Origin of the sequence: Deinococcus marmoris (assembly GCF_001949125.1) — a bacterium.
Lineage (GTDB): Bacteria > Deinococcota > Deinococci > Deinococcales > Deinococcaceae > Deinococcus > Deinococcus marmoris_A.
Window position 1 is genome coordinate 1 of record NZ_MSTI01000102.1, and the last position, 25,292, is coordinate 25,292.

Consider the following 25,292-nt stretch of genomic DNA (forward strand, 5'->3'; position numbering starts at 1 on the left):
CACCCCCCGCCCCGCCACACCCCGCAACGTCGGCGCGGCCAGCAACTGGTCCTCGCGCAGCTTCAGGACCGCGCCCAGGGTGGCCTCGATGCTCTCTGTGTCCAGATGGTCCCGGTGCAGGGCCAGCAGCGCCGCCGCCCAGTCCAGCGTCTCGGCCACTCCAGGCGGTTTGCCCAGCGGAAGTTGGCGCAGGGCATGTACGGCGTCGGTGACCTGCCGGGCCAGCGCCGCGTCGATGCCGGGGAGCCGCGCCTGCACGATCTCCAGCTCCTGCCGCGCCGTGGGGTATTCCACCCAGTGGTACAGGCAGCGGCGGCGCAGCGCGTCACTCAGCTCACGCGAGCGGTTGCTGGTCAGGATGGTGTGCGGGCGCGTGCGGGCGGTGATGGTCCCCAGTTCCGGCACGGTGATCTGCCACTCGGCCAGCAGTTCCAGCAAAAAGGCCTCGAAGGCGTCGTCGGCGCGGTCGATCTCGTCGATCAGCAGGACCGGGGCCACCTCCTGCTGAATGGCCTGGAGCAGCGGGCGGGCCATCAGGAAGCGTTCGCCGTACAGTTCGTCGTCGTCCACCCGGCCCCCGCTGATCTCCGCCGAGCGCAGGTAGAGCAGTTGGCGGGCGTAGTTCCACTCGTACAGCGCGGCCTGCGCGTCCAGCCCCTCGTAGCATTGCAGGCGGATCAACCTTGTTCCCAGCGCCGCCGCCAGCGTCTTGGCCGCCTCGGTCTTGCCGACCCCCGCCGGACCTTCCAGCAGCAGGGGCTTTTGCAGCGCCGGAACCAGACGCAGCGCCGTGGCCAGCGCGTCCCCGGCCACGTAGCCATGCGCCCGGAAGGCGGTTTGCAGGGCGGCGGGGTCCGTTAAGTCAAGCTGGGCTGGATTTGGGGGTGAGGTCACGCGCCGCCGCCGGGCAGAGGGGGGATGGACCGAACAGAACTGGACATGGCCCAGTATCGCGCATGCCGCCTGCCCCGTTCTGTCTCAAAGCCCAGTCTTGAAAGGGGTCTTAATGTTGGTGTCGGCCCCCGCAAGTGAGCGAACGGTCAGAGGCGCGGGCCTAAGCTGCGCCCATGACCTTCCCCCTGCTGCTGTGCGTCCTGAGTGCCCTGAGTGCTGGCCTGTACTTCGGCAGGGACTTTGCCGAGGCGCACCGCCGGGGTCAGAACCTGCTGCGCTCCGTGCTGCTCCACTTTGCCGTGTCCGCCGTGCTGGTGGCCCTGAGCGTATGGCTGGACGGCACGGAACTGGGCCTGCTGTGGATGACCGTCGCCACGGCCAGCCTGCTGGGGCTGGCGCTGGGTGCGCTGCTGCCGCGCCCGCTGGTGGCCGCTGCGCCCGCCCCGCGTCGGGGCGTTCCCGCAGCCTGATCTTCCAAAATGAACACGCCGCCCCTCCGTTACAGGAACTGGGCGGCGCGCTTGCTTTGACTGGCTACTTCACCAGTTCGATGCCCGCCAGCTCGTCTACCGGTAGACCCCACTCGTTCATGGCGGCGATAAACGGATCGGGGTCAAATTCCTCGACGTTGTACACGCCCGCCTTCTTCCACACGCCCGTCAGCATCAGCATCGCGCCGATCATGGCCGGGACGCCCGTGGTGTAACTCACGCCCTGCGCCTGCACTTCCTTGTACGTCTGGGCATGATCGGTGACGTTGTAGACGAAATGCACCTTCTCCTCGCCGTCCTTGCCGATGCCTCTGGCCTGCACGCCGATGCACGTTTGTCCGGTGTAATTGGCGGCCAGAGATTCGGGCACGGGCAGCACGGCCTTCAGGAATTCGATGGGCGCGATCTGCTGTCCTCTGAAGTCAATCGGCTCGATGCTGGTCATGCCGATGCCTTCCAGCACGTTCAGATGCTTGATGTACGATTCGCCGAAGGTCATCCAGAAGCGGGCGCGCTTGATGGTGGGAAAGTTGATCACCAGCGATTCCAGTTCCTCGTGGTACAGCACGAAGCTCTTGCGGGTGGCGACTTTGGGGTAATAGATGTCCTGGGAAATCTCCAGCGGCGTGGTCTCGATCCAGCGGCCCTCTTCCCAGTAGCGCCCATTGGCCGTGATCTCGCGGATATTGATTTCGGGGTTGAAGTTGGTGGCAAACGCCTTGCCGTGATCGCCGTTGTTGCAGTCGATGATGTCCAGATAGTGAATGGCCCGGAAGTGATGCTTGGCGTGATGGGCGGTAAACACCTGCGTCGCGCCCGGATCGAAGCCGCAGCCCAGCAGGGCCATCAGGCCCGCCTTCTCGAAGCGTTCGCGGTAGGCCCACTGCCAGGAATACTCGAACTTCGCCACGTCCTTGGGTTCGTAGTTGGCGGTGTCCAGGTAATGCACACCCGTTTCCAGGCAGGCGTCCATGATGGTCAGGTCCTGGTAGGGCAGCGCCACGTTGATGACCATTTCTGGGCCAAATTCGCGGATCACCTTGACCAGTTCCGGCACGTTGTCGGCGTCCACCGTCGTCGTGCTGAATTTCGTCTTGCTGTCCGGCAGATGCTCGTGAATCTCGGCCACGATGGCGTCGGCCTTGCGAACCGTGCGGGTGGCGATCAGGACTTCCGTGAACACGCCGTCGTTCTGCGCACACTTCTTGGCGACGACGTTTGCCACGCCGCCCGCTCCGATAATGATGACCTTGCTCATGGGCCGGAGTGTAGCGCGGCGGCGGTTTGTCCGGGACGGTTGCGGGGGCCGCTCAGGATAGGCTGGACGCCAGATGAGCAAGCGTTCCCGTTCCAAAAAACAATCCGGCAAACAACCGAGTAGCAGACAACCGAGCAACAGGCAGCCGAGTAAACAGCCCAGCAAGCCACCTGCAACGCCAGCCGTTAAAACTGCTGAACTGCGCGACATCACGCCTGCCGAACGCGGCAGGGCCGCCCGCAGCTTCTACTGGATTCTGGGGGCTTTCGTGCTGGGCATTGGCGTGATCGTCGCCACGCTGGCGGTGCAGAGTAAAGCGGCCCGCGATTACGGTCAGCACGTGGTGCAGGCGGTGCAGGCCACCAAACCCTCCGAGAATGCCTCCTATGGGCTGAAGTGCGTTACGGCGCTGCCGGGGGCGCTCCCGCGCGGCATTCTGGACTGTGACGTGACTGTGGACCGGGGCAAGGTGGGCGTGGTCTTGCAGGCCGAGGGCGACAAGCAGTACCGGCTGGGCGAGTAGGAAGTTCAGGTGCGGGAAACCGTCTCGCGTCTGACCTGCTGCTCCCGCCAGCGCTGCACGCCCAGCAGCAACAGCGCCTGAAAGGGCAGAGACCGGGTGTAGAACTGGGGTCTATTCGCCAGCAAACACGCGCCCAGAAAAGCCAGTTGCGTCGTTAACCCCAGGTTCGCTGCGACGGTGGTGATGGGCAGATGTGTGTAGGCCCTGCGTTGTTCAGGTGTCGGGGAGTCGCCCGCAACAGCGTTGAGCCGGGTCTCGAACCAGCCGCCCAGCACCCGCTCCTGCGGCGAGAAATAGGCGGCGTAAACAGCTTTCAGGGCTGCCAGCACGCGCGGATCGTCTCCTGCCTGCGCCGCGCCTTCCCGGAATACCTCGCCCCGCGCCGTGCGGTGCCCCTGTTCCCACAGGAAATCGGTGGTCAGGATCAGGCTTTGCAGCACGGTCAGCGGCAGTCCGGCCCGGCCCGCAATCGCCACGTTCAGGGCCAGATCAACCACCAGATCCATCTCGGTGTCCAGATACCGGCCCGTCTCGGTGGTCTGTCCGGTGGCGCGGGCCAGTTGACCGTCCAGATTGTCCAGCACGGTCTTGACTTGCAGCAGCAGCGCGGGCGTCAGCCTGGAGCGCCACCACGGGCCGCCGCGCCGGATCAGCCACGCCGCGTACACCCCCAGCGCCGTGTGGACCAGCACCACATGGACCGGGTTCACGTTCTGCCGGGCCAGCGGGTCCACCAGCAGTTGCGCCAGCGGGCGGTAGAGGCGCTCGTTCATCACCTCGTCGGCAGGGCGTTTCTTGCGCGTCCCCTCCAGGCTGGAGTGTGGGCTGTCCCCGCCTATCGCCGTCCCCCGTACTTGGGTGGCCCCTTCTTGACCCCGGCGTAGCGGTTGCGTTCCTTGCGTTTCTGGGCGCTGCTGAGGGTTGATTTGCCGCCCTTGCCAGAGGTGGCTCCTGCTGCGCCAGTCCCACGGCGCGGCGCGAAGGAATCCACCAGCAGAAAGCGCGCCATCGGCACGTACAGGATCAGGATAAAGACCAGGCTGCCCCACCAGGTGTTCAGGTACGGGCGCAGCGGCGTCAGCGCCAGCAGGCTGCTGATCAGCGTGGCGACGGTGGCGAACAGCACCACGCGGATGACCAGTTTGAGCAGTTTGGTGCGGGTAAAACCGGGATCGGGATCGGGGGTGATCAGCCAGCGCCAGAAATTCATGGGGTCTCCTGAGAAGGTAGGACGTTGGGGTTGAGCCGTGCCGCGAAGGCTTCCAGGCCGTCAAAGTCAGTCTGTCCGGGATTCAGATCAATTCGCAGCGTGGGCAGGTGCATTTTCGCGGCAATGCGGTCCAGGGCCGCCGCCGCCGCGCCGTCGTGGGCGGGGGAGACCAGCAGCACGCCGCGCACCGCGCTCTTGCCCGCCAGCATCGAGGCCGCGCCGAACAGTTCGCGCTCGCCTGCCGGAACTTTCGCGGCGTCATGCATGCGCTCGGCCCGGCGCATCACGTCGCTGTGCGGCAACTCGGGCGAGAAGACGCCGTACAGGCCAGCCGCCTCCAGCGCGGGGCGCAGGCTGCCGGACAGCACGTCCTCGGCCAGCAGGGTGCGCGGGCCGATCACGGCCACGGTGACCAGCCCGGCGCGGCCCAGCGCGGGCATGCTGATCCGGGGTTCGGCGGCCAGCAGGCGCACCTTGGTCAGCGCGCCGCGCACTGCGCTGCCGTTCTGCGAGACCCGCAGGCCCACCTCTGCCGCGTGGCCTTCCAGGTCAGGACCGCCCAGGTCAGGCACGGGGATCAGCGTGGGCAGGCCGCTGATGCGCCGGGGCAGCAACTCGGTCAGCGCCTCGCTCCAGGCATCATTCGACACGGCGGGCCATTCGGGCAGCAGCACGGCGTCCACGGCCTCCAGCGCCAGGATGCGGCCCAGCGCCAGTTGCACCGTCGTCGGCTCGTCCGGCAGGCTCTGCTGGCCCAGCGCCAGGGCCTCCGCATCGTCCAGGGCAGGCGTCACGGCCTCCACGTCCAGTTCTTTCAGGTACGCCGCCCAGTACGCCCGGAGGCGCGAGGCGGGGGAATTTAACAGGCCAACTCTCATTGTGGACAGTGTACGCGGCGTGGGCGGTGGAGGCGCTACGAGGCTCGCTATTGAACGGCCAGCGCCCGTCAGTGGCTGGCGCTGTGGCGCAACTTCCAGTGAAGAGCGCACAAGTGGAAAGGCTGCCGTGTGGGATTGCCCAAGGCTTTCGCCTTTGCCGATTGGCCCGGTGATCCATAGGCTGGGCTGGCGCTGCTGGTCCTGTCCTTCCGGCCAGGAGCAAAGGAACTTCCCGATGCTGCGACCCCTTCTCCTGACCCTCTCGCTGCTGACCCTCACGGCCTGCGCGCCGTCGCTGACCGCCACACTCCCGAACGCGGCGACCCTGGCCCTGAAAGAGCAGATTCAGCGCATGGCCCTGACCTTCCCGGCCACCGACATCCAGCTCAGCTCCGGCCTGGACGGCGGTCTGCGGCTGAGTGGACGGCTGGATGGCCGCTATTTCAGCGCCAACTTTCCCCCCGACTGGAACCGCCAGACCGTTCTGTACGCCCACGGCTACCGCCTGCCCGACGACAAACAGGACACGGCGGCCAGCGATCTGATCCAGGGCGACGATACGCGGGGCGTACTGCCTACCGCCTACCGCCAGGGCTTCGCGGTGGCCCGCTCGGTCTACGACAAACGCGGGTTTGCCGTGCAGAGCGGGATTGCCAACACCCTGCGCCTGAAACGCTTCATGGATGACCTCGGCTCCACACGCGATTACGTCGCGGGCAGTTCCCTGGGCGGCAGCGTCGTCATGGGCCTGATCGAGAAATACCCGGACGCTTTCGCGGGGGCGCTGGCCGGGTGCGGCGCGGTCAGCGACTGGCAGTTCGAGGTCAAGTACCTGACGGATTTCAGGGCGCTCTACAACTATTTTGCCAGGGGCACGCCCTACGCCCTGCCCGGCACGCAGGACGTGACCCAGAGTCCTCTGAAAGTCGATCCCAGGGAACTGCTGAAGCCAGTGGGACAGCTTTTTCTGCGGGCCAAGTTGAATCCGGGGGGCCGCGAAGCCCGGCTGATCGACACCATCGCCAGCGCGGTGCCGGACGTGAAGGTCACACCAGACATCACCACCTTCTTCGCCTCGCTGGGCGCGCAACTGTTTGGCCTGAACGACATCACCGCGACGGCTGGGGGCATCTTCGCCTCCAACGCGGACACGGTGTACCACAGCCCGCTGCTGACGGCCCAGGAAAACGCCGCGCTGAACGCCGGAATTCAGCGGTACCGCACCTCCAGCCCGCAGGCCGTCGCCTATGCCCAGGACTGGTACAGCGCCACTGGACGGTTTAAAACCAAACTGCTGACCTACCACAACACCGCCGATCCCCTGGTTCCCTTTGAACACGAGGCGCGGCTGCGGGTGCGGGTGGAGGCCGCCGGAAACACGGCCAATCTGGTGCAGCAGACGGTGGAACCCCGCTTGCAGACCCTGACCCGCGTGCTGTTCTACCGGGTGCAGGGTGTCGAACACTGTGGGTTCAGCCCGGAGCAGACCGCCTTCGCTTTCGCCGAATTGCGGCGCTGGGTCGAGGACGGCGTGCGGCCCCAGGACGGGCTGGATATCACCCGCCCACCACAGAAAAAAACCACGCCCTGAAAGGCTGCTTTTCAGGGCGTGGGGCGGAACTTCAGGTGATCAGGGTTGCCTGTGCAGCCGCTTTAACTCTCCGCCCCAGCGTCGGCCTCCACTTTCCCCTCCGCTTTGCTCTCGGTGGCTTCCTCGGCACGTTTCACGTCCTCTTCCTCGATGTGGCGCTGCTCGTCGTCGTGTTCAAACAGTTCGCGGCGGGCGCGCAATTTGGCCTCGGGCTGTTGCAGATCGCTGCCCTGGCCGCTGTGGACCCGCTGAAAAAACACCAGTGCGCCGCCTGCCAGTGCAAACGATCCGGCGAAGTACAGGGTTTCCAGCGGGTCCTTCCAGCGCACGAAATGCTCCAGAAAGGTCACGCCCAGAATGACGATGATCACCGAAATGATCTTCTGTTCCAGATCGGCCAGACTTTCCACCCCCAGCGCACTGGTCAGGTTCAGCGGCGAGATGAACAGCGAGTACAGCCCCACCCCGATCAGGTAGAACACCACCGCCTTGAGCATGGTGGAGACGATTTCCAGAAAGTCGATCGCCAGGGTGCCGCGCTGGCTCTCGATGCCGTTGAAGATGGTGTCGTGCCAGGAGTTGTAGAGGGTGGACAGGGCAAGCACCGTCCCCTGGAGGAACAGGCTGAACGACACCAGCAGCACTGCCACGACGGCGATCAACACGACGTAGCGCGTGCGTCCGATGGCGGCGGAAAACACATCAGTCTGGCGTTGCTGTCTGGTGCTGGGGGGAGCGACGGGGCGCCCCCTCTTGGAGGTGGTGGTCACGCCTCTCATGATGCCCTGAGTGGCCCGCCGCGAATGCATGATCTATCCTGCGCCCCGTGCCCGCCGAAGCTCACGAAACCTTGATCCTGCCGCCCCCACTCCGCCGCGTGCTGCCCGCCGCCCGCTGGGAGCGCGTGAACGTGGGCGAGAGCGGCGCGGGCGTGTGGAAGTCGCAGAAATTCGTGATCAAGGTGCAGGCGCGCGGCGGCGTGCAATTCGCCACCTCACTGCAACAGGAGCGCGAGCGCCTGCGCTGGCTGGCCGGGCGAGTTCCCGTGCCGCGTGTGGTGGGGTACGAGGTAGAGGACGGCCTGGAATATCTCGCCCTGACCCGCGTGCCCGGCCTGGACGCCTCGCACCCCGACGCGCTGTTTCACCCGGACCGACTGGTCAATCTGCTGGCCCGTGCCCTGCGCGAGTTGCACGCCCTGCCCCTGCGCGAGTGCCCCTTCAACATGTCCCTGAGCGTGACCCTGCCCCACGTCCGCGAACGGGTGGCGGCGGGCGTGGTGGACGAATCCGATTTTGACGGCGAGCGCGAGGGCCGCACCGCCATCAGCGTCTTCAACGAACTGGCCCGCACCCGCCCAGAGAAGGAAGATCTGGTGGTCACGCACGGCGACGCCTGTCTGCCCAACTTCATCGTCAACGGTGAATTCATCGAGGGCCTGATCGACGTGGGCCGCGCCGGAATCGCGGACCGCCACGCCGATCTGGCTTTAACCCACCGCAGCCTGATCCGTAACCTCAGCCCCGAAGCTGCCGAGGAGTTCCTCGATCTGTACGGGCGCGAGTTCGTCGATCCGCAGAAGCTGGCGTACTACCGCCTGCTGGATGAGCTGTTCTAGTTTTTCCAGGCCGCGCTACCTGACGTTGCTGTAGCCGCCCGTGCAGGCCGCGCCGCGCTCGGGGGTGGTGGGTCCCTGCTCGTACCGGTCCAGAAAGGTTTTCAGGCGGGCGTCGTCGGGTTTGTCCACCTTGAGCTGCGCGCCCCAGGCACTGGCGGCCACGGGCGTGTCCATGCCGTCATAGGGGCTGAGCAATGTGTAAGGGCGGCCATCCACCAGGGTTTTCAGTTGAGCCACCCCCGCCGCGTCCAGATCGGGGCGGTAAGTGATCCAGACCGCGCCGTGTTCCATGCTATGCACGGCGTATTCGTTGTACAGCGGCTGGGCGTAGACGCCGCAGTTCTGCCATAGCGGGTTGTGTGCGCCACCTGCGGGCGGGTTCTCGGCGTAGACCAGCGAGCCGCTACGGTGATCGCCCGCCGGGTAGGTGAAGGTCTGGAGGCCCTCCAGGTCGGCGCTCTTGTCGTTGCAAGCCGTCAGGGTCAGGAGGAGAAGGGGAAGAAAGGCGCGCTTCATTGCCGCCCAGCATAGCGGGGCCACGTTAAGGTTTTATTCGCCCGCCTCCACCTTTACGCCCGTTGCCACAGGGTCCAGTGCCAGCCCCGGCGGACGCCCGCCGCTGAAGCCGCTACCCATCAACTCCACCTCCTGACGGTCCAGCACGATGTCGCCCTTCAGGCCACGGGCGGCCAGTTTGGGCAGGAAGGCGTCCATTACCGGCACCTCGCCGTGGACCAGCCAGACGTGGGGGCTTCCGGCAGTCTCCAGAAAGGCCAGCAGATCTTCCTGATCGGCGTGGGCCGAGAATCCGCCGATGGTGTGGACCTGCGCCCGCACGGCGATGTTCTCGCCCATAATTTGCACGGTATCGGCCCCGGCCACGATTTGCCCGCCCAGGCTGCTGGGTGACTGGTAAGACACGATGATCAGACTGGTTCCTGGCTTCCACAGGTGGTGGCGCAGGTGGTGCTGGATGCGCCCGCCGGTCATCATGCCGTTGCCTGCCAGGATGATCGCCGGGCCGTCGTAGCGGTTGATGCGTTGCGATTCGTCGCCGGTCAGGACCTCGTGCAGCGTGCTGGGCGCGAAGGGGTCCTCGCCTGCGCGCAGGGTGTCCCGGACTTCTGGCACCAGTTCATCCCCGAACCCGAAATACGCGCGGGTGGCGCGGGCGGCCATCGGGGAATCCAGAAACACCGGAATGCGCGGCACCTCGCCGGAGTCCATCAGTTTCTTGAGGGCATGCAGGATGGTCTGCGAGCGCTCGATAGCAAAGCTGGGGATCAGAATTTTGCCGTTGGCGCGCACACTCTGGCGCAGGGCATTGCTGAACTCGGCCAGGGTCTCGGGCCACGCGCGGTGCGTGCGGTTGGCGTAGGTGGTTTCCAGCACCACCGCGTCGGCCTGGGGCGGGGGCGTGAAATCCAGTTGTAGGCCACTCTCGCGGTTGCCCAGATCGCCGCTCATGATCAGCCGCCCGTCCCGGCATTCCAGCAGCAGGTACGCGCTGCCCAGGATGTGTCCGGCCCGCTCCGGCGTCACGCGCAGACCTGCCACATCTGTGTGCTGCCCGAATTCCAGCACCGGGCGCAACAGGGCCAGGGCGCGGTGAACGTCCTCCTCGTCGTACAGCGGGGGCAGCACCTCATGTTCGCGGTCCTGGCGGCGGGCGCGGCGCAGGTCCTGGCGGTAGCCCTCCACCTGCAAGCGGGCCGAGTCCAGCAGCACGGTTTCGGCCAGCGCGGCGGTGGGTGGCGTGCAGTACACCGGCCCCCGGTAGCCCCGGTTCACCAGCAGCGGCAACCTTCCCACATGGTCCAGATGCGCGTGGGTCAGGATCACCGCGTCCAGCTCCGCCGGGTCAAAGGGGTACGGTTCGTGGTTGCGGGCTTCCATCTCGCTGCCGCCCTGAAACAGCCCGCAGTCGATCAATATCCGCCGTCCGCCGTCCAGCGTCAGCAGGTGCATGCTGCCCGTCACTGTGCAGGCCGCGCCGAAACTCTGGAGTCGCATGGGGAAGTTTAGCGTGGAGGTGGGGATGGTCCGAATGGGGCGGAATTTGCAGTGAGTTGGAAGGCGAACCCCTCTCCTGCGGAGCTGTGCCAGCCAGTCTGCTTCGCAGCCAGCTCCCCTCAAAGGGAGCCAAGAGTGCGCTGCTGGCCGGGCAATTCCGCAACCCTTGCCTCCCTTCTGAGGGGAGGTGCCCCGAAGGGGCGGACTCGCAGAGCTGTGGAGCAGAGGGGTCAAGCGGGCAGAGCAACCCCAAAACCAAACTCCATCTGCGCCTCCCCTCGGAGAGGCACAATCATCGAATCCATCAATCGGATGAGGCCGATCTTCACCCTCTTCATCTTGCCTGTTCCCTGCCGACGCGCGTAGCCTGCGCCTTATGACATCGACTGGTTTTGCCAAGATCGCCGTGGGCGTGGATTTCTCGCCTTCCAGCCAGAACGCGCTGGCGCTGACCCGCGCCCGTTTTCCCGGCGCTCAGATTCGCCTGCTGCACGTCACCGACGCGCGTGTGACCACCTCGCCGGACCTGATGGGCGGCGTGACCCCCGCCGTGTTCGATGCCGGGCTGCTCAATTCCCTGGAAGATGCCGATGCCAGGCGGCTGGCCTCGATCATGCAGGACGGCGAGGAAACCGAGCAACTGGTGGGCGATCCGGTCACGGGCATCGTGGAAGCTGCTGCCCGCTGGGGCGCGGACCTGATCGTGGTGGGCACGCACTCGCAGGGCGCGCTGGAACATTTTTTCATTGGCAGCAGCGCCGAGAAGATCGTGGGCCGCAGCCACCTGCCGGTGCTGACCGTGCGTCTGCCGGACCGCCGCTCTTGAGATTGACACAGTATTTGAGAATGACGCAGTGTCTGAGATCGACGCAGTGCTTGAGCTTGCCACAGTGAAAGTCGGTGTCGTCGGCGCGGGGCTGGTGGGGGCCACCGCCGCCTACGCCATGACCCTGCGCGATTCGTGTAGCGAGATCGTGCTGGTGGATCAGGACGAGAGCCGGGCGCGGGCCGAGGCCCAGGACATCGCGCACGCCGCGCCGATCAGCCACGGGGTCCGGGTTAGCAGTGGCGATTACGCGGCGCTGAAGGGCAGCAGGCTGGTGCTGATTGCTGCCGGAGCCAACCAGAAACCCGGCGAGGGCCGCACTGAACTGCTGGAGAAGAATGCCGAGATCTTCCGGCAGGTCATCCCACAGGTGGCGCAACATGCCCCCGGCGCGGTGCTGTTGATCGCCACCAATCCCGTGGACGCGCTGACCGATCTGGCCGTGCATCTGGCCCCCGAACATGCGGTGATGGGGTCTGGCACGGTGCTGGACAGCGCCCGCCTGCGCTGGCTGATCGCGCAGCATGCCGGGGTGGACGCCACCAACGTTCACGGCTACGTATTGGGCGAACACGGCGACAGCGAGGTCATCGCCTGGAGCAGCGCCACCGTGGCCGGGCTGCCGGTGGCCGAATTCATGGCCGCGCGTGGCCTGCCCTGGACGCCCGAGATTCGCGCCGGGATCGAGGCTGGAACGCGTGACGCCGCCGCCAGCATCATCGGTGGCAAGCGGGCCACCTATTACGGCATCGGTGCGGCGCTGGCGCGGATTGCCGAGCGGGTACTGGGAGACCGCCGCGCCGTGCTGACCGTCAGTGCGCCCACCCCCGAATACGGCGTCAGCCTCAGCATTCCGCGCATCGTGGCGGCGGGGGGCATCGAGGCCAGCGTGATGCCGAAGCTGACTGAAGACGAAAAAGCCGCACTGGAACGCAGTGCGGCGGTGCTTCGGGCGGCTAAGGCGAAGTTGGGTCTGACGGGTTGAGCGGCGAGCCGTTGGGGTCTTCCGATGGATTGCGCGGCGGGAGAGGACGGGTGCCGGGCAGGGTGCCAGGAGCTGTGGCTGGGGCCGAAGTCGTGCCCGTCCCTGGCGTATCCCCCTCCTCCACGAATTCCCCGGTGATGGTGCCGCCCTCGGATTTCACCGCATAGACCTCGTTCTTGTCCAGGTCATACAGGATCGTTCCGGCGCGCAGGGTGTCGCCGCCCTTGATGCTCACGGCGGGCTGCTCCGGCGTGCCGATCAGGCGGGCCAGATTCGCCGCGTCGTCGTACTCCACCCGCCCCGCCCGGCTGACCCGCCCGCCCTCGCTGTTCAGGACCACGTTGCCCACCAGCGTGGTCTTCTCGTCGTCCACGTTGACCTCGATGCGCTCGCTGCTGCCGGTCAGCGGGTCTTTCTCGTTGGCCCGCTTGAAGGTCACGGGGCCGTCGATGCGGGCGATGCCGTCCGTCTCGTCGTAGACCAGTTTCTGACCCTGTAACTCGGTCTTGCCCTGCGTGACAAAGACGGTGTCGGGGGCGGGTTTGGGACTGGCCTCCACGCCGCAACGGGTCAGGCGGTCCTTGGCATCGGCGGGAACGGTGTCCAGAAAACGGGCGGTCCCGGCGCTGGCGTCCACCCGCCCGTCGCTGCCGTCCTGTCCTTCTTTGGGCTGCTGCTGCGTGACCACCGCCAGCGGCACGCGAATCACGTTCTTGTCGATGGTGATCCGCACTCCACCTGACCCGGTCTCGCTGAACACGGCCAGATTGGGCGCGTCTTCCGGGTCATCCTCCTGCGGGCTGCACACGGCGAAGATGCCGGTGTCGTCGCTGATGCCCGTCCGCACGATGCGGATGCGGCGTTCCTTGCCGTCCTTGTCGCTTTTGCGGACCAGATCCAGGCTGGCATTTTCTGCGCCCGGCGTGTCGGTTTCGGTGGGCACGGTCTGATCTGGTGAGGCGGGATCGGCGGCTGGTGCAGCGGGCTGAGGCTGCGTCTGGGCGGGAGGCACGGCGGGCGTCGGAGTCGCTGGCGACGCGTCCTGCGCCAGCACCCACATGGGCAGCGCTGCGCCCACAGCCAGTGCCAGCGTGATCGCCACTCCCCTTAGCCGAAACTTTAGCCGAAACCTCCGCATAACCCGCAGTTTACTTCTCGCCGCTCAGCTTGAACTGTTCGACTGGAATCTTGTATGCCGAGTTCAGGGCGCGCACGCGGGCCAGATCGGTGCGCTGTTCCAGGTAGCCGCTGGCTGGGGCGCGCACGGTCACCTTGCTCTTGCTGTCCACGCTGACGGCGTTGCCCACCACATAGGCCACGTTCTTCTTGTCGTCGTAGTACACCGCGTTGCCCGTGGTGGTCTGCGTGCCCTGCACCAGTTTCACGCCGCCCGACACGTACAGCGTCTTGGTCTTGGTCAGCGCCCGGACTTCCTGCCCCGTGATGGTCAGTTCCTTCTGGTTGCCCTTGGCGGCGCGGGTCAGGCTGGGATTTCCCGTCATCTGCGCCAGTTCCTTGTCCTCGTCGAAGATCAGTTTGTCGGCCTTGCCGGTCTGGTTGCCGTTGGTCAGGCCGACGTTACCGGTGCTGGTCGAGATGTTGTTGTCCACATCCAGGCTCATCTGCGAGGCGTTGATGTTGACCTTGTCGCCGTCTTCCTTATCCTCGGGCACGAAGGTGGCGCTGGGATTGCCGCTCAGGACGCCCTGCCCGGTGGCCTCGCTGTAGGCCAGGGCGCTGCCCGACGCGCTCAGGCGTCCGCGCTCCACCTTCACGTTGCCGGTGAAGTTGGCGGTGCGCTTGCCCTCGGCGTCCAGCAGGGAAATCCCGCTGGGGGCGGCTAGCGTGGCCTGCGCGGACTCGATCTTGAGGGTGCTGACGGTGGCCTTGACCGGGTTGCCGCTGTAAGTCAGTGGTCCGGTGCGGACATTGCCGCGCGCCCCGCCCTGAATCTTGACGATGCGGTTGGGGTTGGAGGCGGTCTGTGACGTTGCGGTCTGGGCCAGCGCGGTCAGGCTCAGCAGGCCGATCATCAGGGCAATTCTCTTCATGGTGGGACTCCTTGGGACGGTCTGGAATGAGAGGGTTGAAAACGTGTTGTGTCAGGTCTTGCTTTTGGCTCTGGGAACCAGTTTCCCGTTCTCGCAGGTCTCTTTGGAATCCAGATTGAGTGAGGTAGAAGAGGTGTCGTTGTCCATGTCGTCGAGGTCAAACTGGAACGACATCCGTAGTTTCTCGGCGTGGCCATTCAGGAAAGGAGACGTAATGTCAGCTATCGGCGCGGTGAACCCGTAGCCCTGTTCAATCTTGACCGGATTCTGGGGCGTGCCCGTCATCACGATGCCCGCACATTCCTTGACCAGCCTGATGCTGGCCTTAACCGTGGTCATGTCGTCCTGCCCGTCGATGGTCAGGTCTGGCGCGTCCAGCGTGGCGTCCAGCGTTTCGCGGCCCGTCAGTTTGCCGTCCGTGCCCCGTTCCTTCAGCACCCGCTTGCCGCCGGAAATCCCGGTCAGTAGCGTTTCGTTGGAGACCGGATTGCTGCTGACGTTTTTGGCGGAGAAACTCCATACGGCGTCCGCATCGCGTGACGGAAACAGGCGCAGTTCCACGCCCTGCAAGGTGGCGTCCGTCTTCGTCCCTTCCCGGCCTGCGCCCGGTAAGAAGGCGAAGATCAGGGCGAAGGCGAGGATCGCCAGCAGCGCGTAGAGGCCCGTTTTCTGCACGCGCGCACTCTAGCGTCCGGCCCTCATGAGAGTGGTGGGCCTGGGATGGGTTGATGGGGGAGGGTGGTGGGGGCTGGGGCGGAAGCCCAGACAGGCGACCCTGTACCACCACCTCCGTACCGCTTACCCTGTCCCTCATGATCGACACCCACTGCCACCTCGATTACCTGGACGATCCGGCCTCCGCGCGCGGCGAACTGGGCCTGAACGTCATGGTCTGCATCGGCGCGAGTCCCGAACATGCCCGCAAGGCCGTCGCTTTGGCCGAACAGTTTCCCGACGTGTATGCCACCGTCGGCCTGCATCCCACCGACACCGACGAGGACCGTTCAGAGGCGCGGCAGGAGTTGGAGACGTTGGCGCTGCACCCCCGCGTGGTGGGCATCGGCGAGAGCGGGCTGGACGACTACTGGGACGACACCAAGCGGGCCGCGCAGCTCAGCGCCTTCGAGTGGCAACTGGGCCTCGCGCGGCGGGTGGGCAAGCCGCTGGTGATCCACACCCGCGACAAACAGGGGCAGGACAGCGCCCACCGGGGTGTGATGGACGTGTTGAGCGGGTGGCCGGACGTGCCCGTGATCCTGCACTGCTTCAGCGGTCACCCGGAGTTGCTGCGCTTTGGCCTGGAGCGCGGCGAACACACCTTTTTCGGCTTCGCGGGCAATACGACGTACAAGAACGCCCACGAGATTCACGCCGCTGCCCGCAGCCTTCCCCTGGAACGCATGCTGCTGGAAACCGACGCTCCCTTTCTGGCCCCGGTGCCTAAACGCGGCAAGCCCAACCGCCCCGGCTACGTGCGCCACACGCTGGATTTCATCGCCGGGCTGCGCGAGATGCCCGCTGCCACGCTGGAGCGCATGACGGATGCCAACGCGCGGCGGGTGTACGGGCTGGAGCAGCGAACCTGACCGGACACCTGATGTAAAGAACTTCACTTTTTACACCCCTGGCATTGCTATGGTGCCCGGAGAATGGACCCTCTCCTGCCCTTGCCCGCGAACCTCACCCTGACTCTGCATTCTCCCGTGGCCCGCCAGAGCCTGTTTTGAACTGGAAGACAGGGGTGATCGGCCTGCTGGGCCTGGGTACGGCGTCCCTTGGCCTGTTGGCCTGGGCGCAGGCCAGCGCGCCGCCAGCTCCTGCTTCCGCCGGGGCCGCAGCGCCGGGAGCCAACGACACTGGCACGCTGTTCAACGGCTACCGCGTCAGCCCGCCGTACCGGGACCGGGTGGCGGCGCGGCCCAATCAGTTGTGGCCCGCTGCCAAAGACGTGCCCGAGCCACCGCTCAAGCCGCCCAGCAGCCCCCTGAAAACCGTGCGGGTGTTCTACAGCGATCCCCTGCCCAAAAGCAGCGCTTTCCGGGACGGGGGTAGCCTGCACGCCATTTTGCTGGCCAACCTGCTGGGCCAGTACGACAACGTGAAGGTCATCCGCGCCCCGATCTCGCAGTACAAATCCGGGGATGCCAAAAACAGCCTGCGGACCTTTTACATCGGCACGGTATACGACGAGAAGATCCCGGCAGAATTTATGAACGAGGTCAAGGCGGGTGCGCCCGTCACCTGGATGGGCTACAACATCTGGAAACTGGGCGACATCACGGCGCTGGGCCTGCAATACAAGAGCCTGCACACGGCCCTGACGCCGGGCCAGATCGCTGGGGCCTACAGCGCCGTAACGTACAAGGGCCGCGTCTACAACAAGTACCCGGCCCGGCAGGAGATCAGCGAGGTCCACGCCGATCCGGCCAAGACCCAGACGCTGGCGGTGGCCCGCAGCGCGGTGGGCGACGGGATTCCGTATCTGGTCCGCAGCAAGAACTTCTATTTCGTGGCCGACAACCCGTTCCTGTACATCCAGCCCACGGGGCGCTATCTGGTCATGGCCGACAGCCTCAAGACCATGCTGGGCGACAGCGGGACCGCCACCTGCAAGAAGCGGGCCATTCTGCGCCTGGAAGACCTGACCTCTCTGCGCGGGCCGCAGGGCCTGAAAGACACCCTGGACGTGATCGAGAAGCTGAAGGTGCCCTTTGCCATGACCGTGATCCCGGAAAGCTATTACGGCGGCGTGTCTTACCCCTGGAAGGGCAACATCCAGAGCCTGCAACAGGTTTACCGCGCGGTCAAGCTGGGCGGCGTGGTGATCCAGCACGGCACCACCCACAATTACCACGGCCTGCGTGACCCCGAAGGTAACAGCGCCGAGGAATGGGAGTTCTGGGACAAGGAAGATAACAAGTCGCTGGACAAACTGGGTCCGGCCAGCACCCAGGCGCGGATCCGCCAGGGCAGGGCGACGCTGCTGTCGCTGGGACTGCGGCCCCGGCTGTGGACCACGCCGCATTACGAGGCCGCCACCGAACTGTACCCGGCCATCAATGCCGTCTACCCGCGCGTGATCGAGCGCCGCATGTACGCCGCCGATGGCGTGCGCGGCGGCCAGTTCTTTCCGTACCCGGTGCGCGACGTGTACGGCACGCTGGTGCTGCCCGAGGACCTGGGCAACATCCAGAAAGGTTACCTGAGCGACTCGCTGCTGGACGCTGCCGAAGCAAACAGCGTCCTGGACTGCGCCTACGCCAGTTTCTTCGTGCATCCGTATCTGCTCGAAAGCGGGCATGTGGGACCGGACAAGCTGAGCAAGGCCAGCCTGACAGCGCTGATCACCGGTATTCAGGCGCAGGGCTACACCTTCGTCGATCCGCTGGACATCACCACCCGCACGCTGAAATAATACGGACTCCGATTAGAGGGTGTTGAAAACACCCGTAATCCGAGCGGGAGGAGCAGCGTCCTCATGGGCGTCTGTTCGCGACGATGGCGAGAAGGAGAAAAACGGATGCCGGACGTGGAGTGTAGGAATCGGCGCTGTCCCGATTTCTACACGAAACAAACGGAATCCGTATGGGCTGCTGCATGTACAGACGGTCATGAGAACTTCTTCACTTTAAGGTCCGACTGCGTTATGATTCTGTCAGGCGCGGGCTTCTCCCGTTTTTCCGTCGGTCCGGGTGTGCTGGATGGTCCAGTCCCCGCTGACGGCAGGGAGTGTGCCCCGAAGATGACGTGGTTATCCCGCATTCCGGCCTCCCTTTTTCCTGACGATTTCTTGTGACGACCCAGGGCCTGAGCAGTTCATTTTCGCCTTACTCACAAGGACTGTGATGTCTATGAAAAAGACCTTTCCACTGCTGATGCTGAGCCTGACCCTGGCGCTGGGAGCCTGCGGCGCACCACCTGCGGGTCCGGGAGCCGCCGATCTGGGGCAGCCGCCCACCTCTGCGGCGCAGCCACTGCCCGTGACCGGCGACGTGACGCCGCTGTTCGGCGGCCACGCCCGCCCCGAACTGTTCCGTGACCGGGTGGCCGCGCTGGCCTCGGACCTGTGGCAGTCGCTGCCGGATCAGGCCGCCGCGCCGCAGGACGGTGGGGGGCCAGCCGGCAACATCAAGACCGTGCGGGTGTACTACAGCGATCCCCTGCCCACCACGTATCCCTACCGCGACGGCGGCAGCTTCCACGCCATCATGCTGGCCAACCTGCTGGGGCAGTACGACAACGTCAGGGTGATCCGCGCGCCGATCTCGCAGTACCGCTCCGGGGACGCGGCGCAGGACCTGCGGACCTTCTACATCGGCACGGTGTACGACGAGAAGATCCCCGCCGCCTTCCTGAACGACGTGAAAGCGGGCGCGCCGGTCACCTGGATCGGCTACAACATCTGGGAAATGGGCGACATGTCGGCGCTGGGCCTGCAATACAGGAGCCTGCACACCGCGCTGACGCCCGCACAGATCGCCGCCACGTACAGCACGGTGAATTACAAGGGCTACAACTATAAGAAGTACCCTGCCCAGCAGGAAATCATCGAACTGAAGGCCGATCCGGCCAAGACCCAGACGCTGGCAGTGGCCAGAGACGCGGTAGGCGACGCGATTCCGTATCTGGTCCGCAGCAAGAACTTCTATTACGTGGCCGACAACCCCTTCCAGTACATCCACCCCACGGACCGGTATCTGGTGATGGCCGACAGCCTCAAGACCATGCTGGGCGACACGGGCACCGCCACCTGCAAGAAGCAGGCCATTCTGCGGCTGGAAGACATCAGCGCCATCAACGATCCGCAGGGCATGCGCGATACCCTGGACGCGATCAGCGCGCTGAAGGTGCCCTTTGCCATGACCGTGATCCCGGAAAGTTATTACGGCGGCGTGTCCTACCCCTGGAAAGGCAACCGGGGCGGCCTGCAACAGCTTTACCGCGCCGTCACGATGGGCGGTCTGGTGATCCAGCACGGGACCACCCACAATTACCACGGCCTGCGCGACCCCGAGGGCGAAAGCGGCGACGAGTGGGAGTTCTGGGACAAGGAAAACGACCACGCGCTGGCGCTGCTTAATCCGGCGTCCGCCCAGGCCCGCGTGCAGCAGGGCCGCGACGTGCTGCTCTCGCTGGGCATCAACGCGCAGATGTGGACCACGCCGCATTACGAGGCCGACGTGGGGCTGTACCCGGCCATCAACAAGATCTATCCCAGGGCCATCGAACGCCGCATGTACACCGCTGACGGGGTGCGCGAGGGCCAGTTCTTCCCGTACCCGGTGCGTGATGAGTACGGCACATTGGTGGTCCCCGAGAACCTGGGCAATATCCAGGTGGGCTACCTGAGCGACTCCGTGCTGGACGCCGCTGAGGCCAATAAAAATCTGAGTTGCGCCTACGCCAGCGTCTTCGTTCACCCGTACCTGCTGGAAAAGGATTATGTCGGCCCGGACAAGCTGACCAAAGCCAGTCTGACCGCACTGATCAAGGGTATTCAGGCCAAGGGGTACACCTTTGTCAACCCGCTGAACGTCACCACCCGCACGCTGAAGTAGGGCGGCCTCGATACCCACGTCGTTCCCCCCCTGGACCCCCCCCCTCTTGGGGGTTTCTTCACTTTTATGCCACTTTTATGTATAATTTTTCTCAGTACGCTGTTTTCTGACATTGCCTGACATTTTTGCCTGTTGTTCGCTGGGCCAGATTTCCGCTCCGACTCTGGAGGGCGCTGGCTGGACTGGAAATCTGGAGAAATGACAGTGGGAGAAAAGCGTAGGGCAAGCAGGTCCGCCGCCTCGCTGGACAGTGCTTTCCGGCCCGCCTCCCCGCCGCCTCCCTGTGAAGGACCGTAAAGGAAAAAAATGACTCTAAAAGCTGCCCTGCCCGTTTCGATCCTGAGCCTCAGCCTGATTCTGGGAGCCTGCGGTTCATCGCCCTCCAGTCTGGGGTCCACGCCGCAGACGGGTGGCACGGACCCCGCACCCACCCAGGCGCAGCAGGCACAGCCGGTGGGCGGCGATATGACCCCGCTGTTCGGGGACCACGGCATGCCTGCGCCGTACAAGGACCGGATTCCCGCGCAGCCCTCCGATCTGTGGGCACCCCTGCCGGATCAGCCGGTCGGCACGCAGTCGCTCAGGCCACAGGCCACCGACAAGACCGTGCGGGTGTACTACAGCAATCCCCTGCCCGCCTCGTCTGCCTACCGCGACGGCGGAGCCTTCCACGCCATCCTGATGGCCAACCTGCTGGGGCAGTACGACAACGTCAAGGTGATCCGCGCCCCGATCTCGCAGTACCGCAGCGCGGACGCCCGCAGCAGCCTGCGGACCTTTTACATCGGCACCGTTTTCGACGAGGCCCTGCCCACCGCGTTCATGGACGACGTCAAGAGCGGCGCTCCCGTGACCTGGCTGGGCTACAACATCTGGAAGCTGGGGGACATGTCGGCGCTGGGCCTGCAATACAAGAGCCTGCACACCGCCCTGACGCCCACGGACATCGCGGCGGCCTACAACACCGTGAATTACAAGGGGTACAACTACAAGAAATTCATGGGGCCGCAGGAAATGATCGAGGTCAGCGCCGATCCGGCAAAAACCCAGACGTTGGCAGTGGCCAGAGACGCGGCGGGCGACGCGATTCCGTATCTGGTCCGCAGCAAGAACTTCTATTACGTGGCCGACAACCCCTTCCAGTACATCCACCCCACGGACCGGTATCTGGTGATGGCCGATAGCCTTAAGACCATGCTGGGCGACACGGGTACGGCCACCTGTAAAAAGCAGGCGATCCTGCGGCTGGAAGACATCAGCGCCATCAATGGACCGCAGGGACTTTCAAATACGCTGGACGTGATCAGCGCTCTGAAGGTGCCGTTTGCCATGACCGTCATTCCCGAGAGCTATTACAACGGGGTGTCTTACCCCTGGACCGGCAACGTGCAGAGTCTGCTCGAGGTCTACCGCGCCGTCATCATGGGCGGTCTGGTGATCCAGCACGGGACCACCCACAACTACCACGGCCTGCGTGACCCTGAGGGCAACAGCGCCGAGGAATGGGAGTTCTGGGACAAGGAAAATAACAAGTCGCTGGACAAGCTGAATCCCAAGACCACCCAGCAGCGGATTCAGCAGGGCCGCCTGACGCTGCTGCAACTGGGCCTGTGGCCGCAGATGTGGACCACGCCGCACTACGAGGCAGACGTGAGCCTGTACCCCGCCATCAACAAGATTTATCCCAAGGTCATCGAACGCCGCATGTACGCTGCGGACGGCATCCGCGAGGGGCAGTTCTTCCCGTACCCGGTGCGGGATGTCTACGGCACGCTGGTGGTCCCGGAGAACCTGGGCAACATCCAGCCCACCTACCGCAGCGACGCCGTGCTGGAAGCTGCCGAGGCCAATAAAGGGCTGAGCTGCGCCTACGCCAGCGTGTTCGTCCACCCGTACCTGATGGCCGACAATTACGCGGGGGCGGACAAGTTGACCAAGGCCAGCCTGACCGCACTGATCACGGGCATCCAGGCCAAGGGCTACACCTTCGTCAACCCGCTGAATGTCACCACCCGGACCCTGAAGTAGAGCGGACCCGGCGGTCTGGTGGGGCGATGGGCAGGGCAAACGAAATCGGGGCCGTCTGGCGCGGAAGTGTGCTGGCGCTGCTGCTGGGCCTGGCCAGCCCGGCGGTGGGCCAGCCGGGCCAGGCCGTGAAGGGGCCTGCGCTGGCGCACGGCGTGTTCGTGGCCTCGCCGGAACAGCCCGAGGACGTGGTGCCGGAAGCGCAACTCAATGCCTACGTGGCGGCGGTGGGGCGTGAGCTGGCCTATGTCTACCTGACCAACAACTGGTTCCGGGACCGGGCCTTTCCCGCAGAGCAGGTGGCGCGGGTCCGGGCGCGCGGTGCCACGCCGTTCATCCGCCTGATGCTGCGCAGCAGCGACGAGGAGGCGGTCCGTCCCGATCCGCTGTTTCCCTTGCAGGTCATCATCGCCGGGCAGTTCGACGACGATCTGCGGGCCTGGGGTGCGGCGGCGGGCCGGGTGGACGGCCCGGTGTACGCCGAGTACGGCACCGAGGTCAACGGTTCGTGGTTTGCCTGGAACGCCCGCTGGAACGGGGAGACGGCGGGCGCGGCGCAGTTTGTGCAGGCGTACCGCCGGATGGCGAAGTTGGTGCGTGAGGGCGGCGGCAGCAACGTGCGCTGGGTCTTCCATGTGGCGGCCCAGGACGATCCACCCGTCCGCTGGAACACGCTGGAAAGCTACTACCCCGGCGGTGACGTGATCAGCGTGCTGGGTGTGTCGGCCTACGGCGCGCAGTCGCCCCTGGACGCCCCGGAGGACCTATTGAGCCTGCGCGCCCAGCTCGACGACGTGATGCCGCGCCTGAGCGCGCTGGCCCCCAGCAAGCCCGCGCTGCTGCTGGAATTTGGCAGCGCACGGGGGGCGGCGGTAGCGCCCGAAGCCTGGGCCGGGGCTGCCCTGAAGGACCTGACCGACGGGCGCTGGCCCAGCCTGCGCGGTTTCTCGTGGTGGGACAGTGCGTGGGCCATCGACGACGATCCACGGCACGACACCGAGATGCGCGTCGAAACGCAACCGGCCCTGGCCGCCATTTTCCGCCGATTTCTGGTCGGGGCGGGCGTGACAGAGCGCCTGAACCTGACCCCCTCTTCACCTCAAACCTCAAGTTCTGCCCAGGAGGCACCGTGACCCTGCCCGATTTAAATTTTTCCAACCTGCTGTCCACGGGGCTGTCCACGGGCGTCTTCCTGCTGCTGGCGCTGTACATCTTGGTCAGTCTGGACGATCTGCTGCTGGACCTGGCCTACCTGTTGCGGCGGCGCAGGATCAGGGACTGGCAGCTCAGCGCTGCCGAGTTGCAGCGTGACCGCCCGGCCCGTATCGCCGTGATGGTGGGCGCGTGGCAGGAGGCGGGCGTGGTCACGCCGATGATCGAAAGTACCCTGAAGTTGATGCACTACCCGGCCTCGCAGGTGGAATTCTTCGTGGGCGTGTATCCCAACGATCTGGCCACCGCCCCCGAGGTGCAGGCCCTGGACGAACGCGCCGCCTGCGTGCATTGCGTGGTCAACGAGAAGCCGGGGCCGACCAGCAAGTCCCAGAACCTCAACGGGGTCTACGCCGCCGTCCAGGCCCACGAGGCCCGCACGGGGCAGAAGTTCGACATTATCGCCGTTCACGACGCCGAAGACGTGATCCACCCCTACACCTTCAGCGCCTACAGCGCGCTGCTCAAGAAGCACCAGATGGTGCAGCTCCCGGTGTTCGCGCTGTTTCCACGGGTGGGCGGCGTGGGCCTGCGCGGGCTGGTCCGCCGCACCCTGGCGCAACTGGTCACCGGCAGTTACGCCGACGAATTTGCCGAACATCACCTGCACCACCTGCCCGCCCGCGAGGCGCTGGGCCTGTTTCTGCCGTCGGCGGGTACCGGTTTTGCCATGCGCCGCGAGGTGATGGCCCTGCTGGACGAGGAAGACGGCCAGGTGCTGACCGAGGGCGCGCTGGCCGAGGATTACGAGCTGGCGCTGCGGCTATGGCGTAAGGGGATCAAGGTGCATTTTCACGTTCAGCCGCTGCCCCGACTGCGCCAGGATGGCCGGACCGAGTGCGATTACGTGGCCGTGCGCGAGTACTTTCCCACCGAGATCGCGGCGGCCATCAAGCAGAAGGGCCGCTGGACCTACGGCATCACGCTGCAAACGCCGCAGCGCCTGCGCGGCATGAAGATGGGATTGCGGGACCGCCTGACCCTGTGGCACGATCAGAAGGGCAAATTCACCAACCTGATCCACCTGATCGGCTATCCCTTCTCGGCGGCGCTGATCCTCTGCACGCTGCTGGGCGTCGGTTTCGAGTCCACGCTGTTTATGCGCGAACTGCTGTACACCGTGCTGGGCATCACCGCCTGGCGCATGCTGATGCGCGGCGCGGCGGTGCGGCGCATTTACGGGCTGAAGCAGGCGCTGATCGCCACGCTGATGCTGCCGGGTCTGCCCCTGCGCTGGCTGATCGGCAATTACATCAACACGCTGGCTACGGTGCGGGCGTGGCGGCTGTTCCTGTTTCCTGCCAAGGGCCAGACACGCGGCACGGCAGTGTGGGACAAGACCGAGCGCAAGGCGTATGTGCCCGATTCGGTGCTGGACGACGCCCGCCGCCGCCTGGGCGATCAGGTGCTGTTCTCTGGCGGGGTGGATTCGCGCACGCTGAGCCGCCTGATCCGCGAGGGCCACAGCCAGTCCAGGCCGCTGGGTCAACTGATGCTGAGCGGTCAATTCATGTCAGAGGCGGCGCTGCGCCAGTCGCTGGCCACCCTGCATGGGCTGACCTTCATGGAGCTGACCCCGGAAATGATCGATGCCCGCCTGCTGCCCACTGCGCTGGGCCGGGAGATGAACTTCGCGGTCCTGGGACGGCGGGAAGACGAGGTGCTGATCGCCACGCCGCACGCCAGCCACACCGAGCGTCTGGCCGGGATTTTGCGGGTGCTGGCGCAGCAGCCCGGGCTGGCCGAACTGGGGGTCACGGTGTTTATGACCTCGCGGGCCAGCCTGGAGCATGCCTACAGCCGTCCAGGCATCAGCGGCTCGATCTACCGGCGGGCGCTGCGCGATCCCCGTATTGCGCTGGACATGCTGCCCCACGAATTTGAGCGCCTGCGGATGCAGCGTGAGATGGGCGGTCTCGAAACCCGCTGGGCTTCCGGGGTGGCCGGGGTCCAGCGCCCCAGCAAGCTCCGGGTCTCGGTGGGCAAGGGGTGATCTGAGCGCCCGTCTGCCGCCCGCCTGTACCCGTGCCGTGGGCCGGATCGGGGCGTGCAGGTCCACGGGCCACCGCAGTTGCCCCCGCCCGCCCGGACCCGCTAACATGGCCAGTATGAAGTCACGCGCCCATCACTCCGATCTGGTGATGGGAGGCGTGTGGCTG

At 65.5% G+C, this 25,292-nt stretch carries 23 protein-coding genes; 12 read left to right on the forward strand and 11 right to left on the reverse strand.

Annotation, left to right across the window (positions count from 1 at the left end):
• Positions 1 to 894: AAA family ATPase (locus BOO71_RS15080; RefSeq protein ID WP_254843180.1), on the reverse strand; the 894-nt coding region annotated here is incomplete at its 3' end.
• A 173-nt stretch (positions 895 to 1,067) separates the two neighbouring features.
• Between BOO71_RS15080 and BOO71_RS15085 the strand changes: the two genes are divergently transcribed.
• Positions 1,068 to 1,364, forward strand: coding sequence for a hypothetical protein (locus BOO71_RS15085; RefSeq protein WP_075833810.1), 297 nt, complete (start codon positions 1,068 to 1,070; stop codon positions 1,362 to 1,364).
• A 64-nt stretch (positions 1,365 to 1,428) separates the two neighbouring features.
• Here BOO71_RS15085 and BOO71_RS15090 read toward each other — a convergent pair whose 3' ends face one another.
• Positions 1,429 to 2,643 carry a saccharopine dehydrogenase family protein gene (locus BOO71_RS15090; RefSeq protein ID WP_075833812.1) on the reverse strand — a complete coding sequence of 405 codons (1,215 nt, stop codon included), beginning with the start codon at positions 2,641 to 2,643 and terminating at the stop codon, positions 1,429 to 1,431.
• Positions 2,644 to 2,716: 73 nt separating this feature from the next.
• On the opposite strand from BOO71_RS15090, the gene BOO71_RS15095 reads away from it, so the two are divergent.
• Positions 2,717 to 3,166, forward strand: a complete 450-nt coding sequence (locus BOO71_RS15095; protein ID WP_083653478.1) for a hypothetical protein — start codon at positions 2,717 to 2,719, stop codon at positions 3,164 to 3,166.
• Between the two features lie 5 nt (positions 3,167 to 3,171).
• On the opposite strand, the gene BOO71_RS15100 is transcribed toward BOO71_RS15095, so the two are convergent.
• The 3 genes from BOO71_RS15100 to BOO71_RS15110 form a co-directional block, all read right to left on the reverse strand.
• The gene (locus BOO71_RS15100) at positions 3,172 to 3,939 is read right to left on the reverse strand and encodes a CDP-alcohol phosphatidyltransferase family protein (protein WP_075833814.1); all 768 of its coding nucleotides are present in this window, start codon (positions 3,937 to 3,939) and stop codon (positions 3,172 to 3,174) included.
• A gap of 62 nt (positions 3,940 to 4,001) precedes the next feature.
• Positions 4,002 to 4,376 carry a hypothetical protein gene (locus tag BOO71_RS15105; RefSeq protein WP_075833816.1) on the reverse strand — a complete coding sequence of 125 codons (375 nt, stop codon included), beginning with the start codon at positions 4,374 to 4,376 and terminating at the stop codon, positions 4,002 to 4,004.
• Positions 4,373 to 5,254 carry a hypothetical protein gene (locus BOO71_RS15110; protein WP_075833818.1) on the reverse strand — a complete coding sequence of 294 codons (882 nt, stop codon included), beginning with the start codon at positions 5,252 to 5,254 and terminating at the stop codon, positions 4,373 to 4,375. The genes BOO71_RS15105 and BOO71_RS15110 overlap by 4 nt, the downstream gene beginning before the upstream one ends.
• A 235-nt stretch (positions 5,255 to 5,489) precedes the next feature.
• On the opposite strand from BOO71_RS15110, the gene BOO71_RS15115 reads away from it, so the two are divergent.
• Positions 5,490 to 6,845, forward strand: coding sequence for a tannase/feruloyl esterase family alpha/beta hydrolase (locus BOO71_RS15115; protein WP_075833820.1), 1,356 nt, complete (start codon positions 5,490 to 5,492; stop codon positions 6,843 to 6,845).
• A 62-nt stretch (positions 6,846 to 6,907) separates the two neighbouring features.
• Here BOO71_RS15115 and BOO71_RS15120 read toward each other — a convergent pair whose 3' ends face one another.
• Positions 6,908 to 7,624 (reverse strand): YqhA family protein, encoded by a 717-nt coding sequence (locus BOO71_RS15120; RefSeq protein WP_083653484.1) that lies wholly within the window; start codon positions 7,622 to 7,624, stop codon positions 6,908 to 6,910.
• A gap of 47 nt (positions 7,625 to 7,671) precedes the next feature.
• Between BOO71_RS15120 and BOO71_RS15125 the strand changes: the two genes are divergently transcribed.
• On the forward strand, positions 7,672 to 8,463 hold the full coding sequence (locus tag BOO71_RS15125; RefSeq protein WP_075833822.1) for an APH(3') family aminoglycoside O-phosphotransferase: 792 nt from the start codon (positions 7,672 to 7,674) through the stop codon (positions 8,461 to 8,463).
• Between the two features lie 15 nt (positions 8,464 to 8,478).
• On the opposite strand, the gene BOO71_RS15130 is transcribed toward BOO71_RS15125, so the two are convergent.
• Complete coding sequence (locus BOO71_RS15130) at positions 8,479 to 8,979, reverse strand: DUF3105 domain-containing protein (RefSeq protein WP_075833824.1); 501 nt, start codon at positions 8,977 to 8,979, stop codon at positions 8,479 to 8,481.
• A 33-nt stretch (positions 8,980 to 9,012) separates the two neighbouring features.
• Positions 9,013 to 10,476 carry an MBL fold metallo-hydrolase RNA specificity domain-containing protein gene (locus tag BOO71_RS15135; protein ID WP_075833826.1) on the reverse strand — a complete coding sequence of 488 codons (1,464 nt, stop codon included), beginning with the start codon at positions 10,474 to 10,476 and terminating at the stop codon, positions 9,013 to 9,015.
• A gap of 376 nt (positions 10,477 to 10,852) precedes the next feature.
• Between BOO71_RS15135 and BOO71_RS15140 the strand changes: the two genes are divergently transcribed.
• Together BOO71_RS15140 and BOO71_RS15145 are read left to right on the forward strand one after the other, a co-directional pair.
• The gene (locus BOO71_RS15140) at positions 10,853 to 11,302 is read left to right on the forward strand and encodes a universal stress protein (RefSeq protein ID WP_075833829.1); all 450 of its coding nucleotides are present in this window, start codon (positions 10,853 to 10,855) and stop codon (positions 11,300 to 11,302) included.
• Positions 11,303 to 11,366: 64 nt separating this feature from the next.
• Positions 11,367 to 12,287 (forward strand): L-lactate dehydrogenase, encoded by a 921-nt coding sequence (locus BOO71_RS15145; RefSeq protein WP_075833924.1) that lies wholly within the window; start codon positions 11,367 to 11,369, stop codon positions 12,285 to 12,287.
• On the opposite strand, the gene BOO71_RS15150 is transcribed toward BOO71_RS15145, so the two are convergent.
• From BOO71_RS15150 to BOO71_RS15160, 3 genes are read right to left on the reverse strand one after another with little or no spacing between them, the layout of a single operon-like run.
• On the reverse strand, positions 12,259 to 13,389 hold the full coding sequence (locus BOO71_RS15150) for an LptA/OstA family protein (protein ID WP_254843181.1): 1,131 nt from the start codon (positions 13,387 to 13,389) through the stop codon (positions 12,259 to 12,261). The genes BOO71_RS15145 and BOO71_RS15150 overlap by 29 nt on opposite strands.
• Positions 13,390 to 13,435: 46 nt before the next feature.
• Complete coding sequence (locus tag BOO71_RS15155) at positions 13,436 to 14,338, reverse strand: LptA/OstA family protein (protein ID WP_075833833.1); 903 nt, start codon at positions 14,336 to 14,338, stop codon at positions 13,436 to 13,438.
• Positions 14,339 to 14,389: 51 nt separating this feature from the next.
• Positions 14,390 to 15,013, reverse strand: coding sequence for a hypothetical protein (locus tag BOO71_RS15160; RefSeq protein ID WP_075833835.1), 624 nt, complete (start codon positions 15,011 to 15,013; stop codon positions 14,390 to 14,392).
• 137 nt (positions 15,014 to 15,150) lie between these two features.
• On the opposite strand from BOO71_RS15160, the gene BOO71_RS15165 reads away from it, so the two are divergent.
• From BOO71_RS15165 to BOO71_RS15190, 6 genes are all read left to right on the forward strand, one after another.
• Positions 15,151 to 15,924 (forward strand): TatD family hydrolase, encoded by a 774-nt coding sequence (locus tag BOO71_RS15165; protein ID WP_075833838.1) that lies wholly within the window; start codon positions 15,151 to 15,153, stop codon positions 15,922 to 15,924.
• Between the two features lie 137 nt (positions 15,925 to 16,061).
• Complete coding sequence (locus tag BOO71_RS15170) at positions 16,062 to 17,753, forward strand: DUF2334 domain-containing protein (protein ID WP_139322965.1); 1,692 nt, start codon at positions 16,062 to 16,064, stop codon at positions 17,751 to 17,753.
• A 436-nt stretch (positions 17,754 to 18,189) separates the two neighbouring features.
• Complete coding sequence (locus tag BOO71_RS15175) at positions 18,190 to 19,896, forward strand: polysaccharide deacetylase family protein (protein WP_075833842.1); 1,707 nt, start codon at positions 18,190 to 18,192, stop codon at positions 19,894 to 19,896.
• A gap of 306 nt (positions 19,897 to 20,202) precedes the next feature.
• The gene (locus tag BOO71_RS15180) at positions 20,203 to 21,924 is read left to right on the forward strand and encodes a DUF2334 domain-containing protein (RefSeq protein ID WP_075833844.1); all 1,722 of its coding nucleotides are present in this window, start codon (positions 20,203 to 20,205) and stop codon (positions 21,922 to 21,924) included.
• A gap of 26 nt (positions 21,925 to 21,950) precedes the next feature.
• Positions 21,951 to 23,054 (forward strand): glycosyl hydrolase, encoded by a 1,104-nt coding sequence (locus BOO71_RS15185; protein ID WP_075833846.1) that lies wholly within the window; start codon positions 21,951 to 21,953, stop codon positions 23,052 to 23,054.
• Positions 23,051 to 25,126: a glycosyl transferase family protein gene (locus BOO71_RS15190; RefSeq protein WP_075833848.1), complete on the forward strand. Its 2,076-nt coding sequence runs from the start codon at positions 23,051 to 23,053 to the stop codon at positions 25,124 to 25,126. The genes BOO71_RS15185 and BOO71_RS15190 overlap by 4 nt, the downstream gene beginning before the upstream one ends.
• The last annotated feature ends 166 nt before the right edge of the window (positions 25,127 to 25,292 follow it).

Bases quoted from the DNA above. Each gene is read 5' to 3' on its own strand.
- BOO71_RS15085 (WP_075833810.1), top strand. From the start codon at position 1,068: ATGACCTTCCCCCTGCTGCTGTGCGTCCTGAGTGCCCTGAGTGCTGGC.
- BOO71_RS15090 (WP_075833812.1), bottom strand. From the start codon at position 2,643: ATGAGCAAGGTCATCATTATCGGAGCGGGCGGCGTGGCAAACGTCGTC.
- BOO71_RS15095 (WP_083653478.1), top strand. From the start codon at position 2,717: ATGAGCAAGCGTTCCCGTTCCAAAAAACAATCCGGCAAACAACCGAGT.
- BOO71_RS15100 (WP_075833814.1), bottom strand. From the start codon at position 3,939: ATGAACGAGCGCCTCTACCGCCCGCTGGCGCAACTGCTGGTGGACCCG.
- BOO71_RS15105 (WP_075833816.1), bottom strand. From the start codon at position 4,376: ATGAATTTCTGGCGCTGGCTGATCACCCCCGATCCCGATCCCGGTTTT.
- BOO71_RS15110 (WP_075833818.1), bottom strand. From the start codon at position 5,254: ATGAGAGTTGGCCTGTTAAATTCCCCCGCCTCGCGCCTCCGGGCGTAC.
- BOO71_RS15115 (WP_075833820.1), top strand. From the start codon at position 5,490: ATGCTGCGACCCCTTCTCCTGACCCTCTCGCTGCTGACCCTCACGGCC.
- BOO71_RS15120 (WP_083653484.1), bottom strand. From the start codon at position 7,624: ATGAGAGGCGTGACCACCACCTCCAAGAGGGGGCGCCCCGTCGCTCCC.
- BOO71_RS15130 (WP_075833824.1), bottom strand. From the start codon at position 8,979: ATGAAGCGCGCCTTTCTTCCCCTTCTCCTCCTGACCCTGACGGCTTGC.
- BOO71_RS15135 (WP_075833826.1), bottom strand. From the start codon at position 10,476: ATGCGACTCCAGAGTTTCGGCGCGGCCTGCACAGTGACGGGCAGCATG.
- BOO71_RS15140 (WP_075833829.1), top strand. From the start codon at position 10,853: ATGACATCGACTGGTTTTGCCAAGATCGCCGTGGGCGTGGATTTCTCG.
- BOO71_RS15155 (WP_075833833.1), bottom strand. From the start codon at position 14,338: ATGAAGAGAATTGCCCTGATGATCGGCCTGCTGAGCCTGACCGCGCTG.
- BOO71_RS15165 (WP_075833838.1), top strand. From the start codon at position 15,151: ATGATCGACACCCACTGCCACCTCGATTACCTGGACGATCCGGCCTCC.
- BOO71_RS15175 (WP_075833842.1), top strand. From the start codon at position 18,190: ATGAAAAAGACCTTTCCACTGCTGATGCTGAGCCTGACCCTGGCGCTG.
- BOO71_RS15180 (WP_075833844.1), top strand. From the start codon at position 20,203: ATGACTCTAAAAGCTGCCCTGCCCGTTTCGATCCTGAGCCTCAGCCTG.
- BOO71_RS15185 (WP_075833846.1), top strand. From the start codon at position 21,951: ATGGGCAGGGCAAACGAAATCGGGGCCGTCTGGCGCGGAAGTGTGCTG.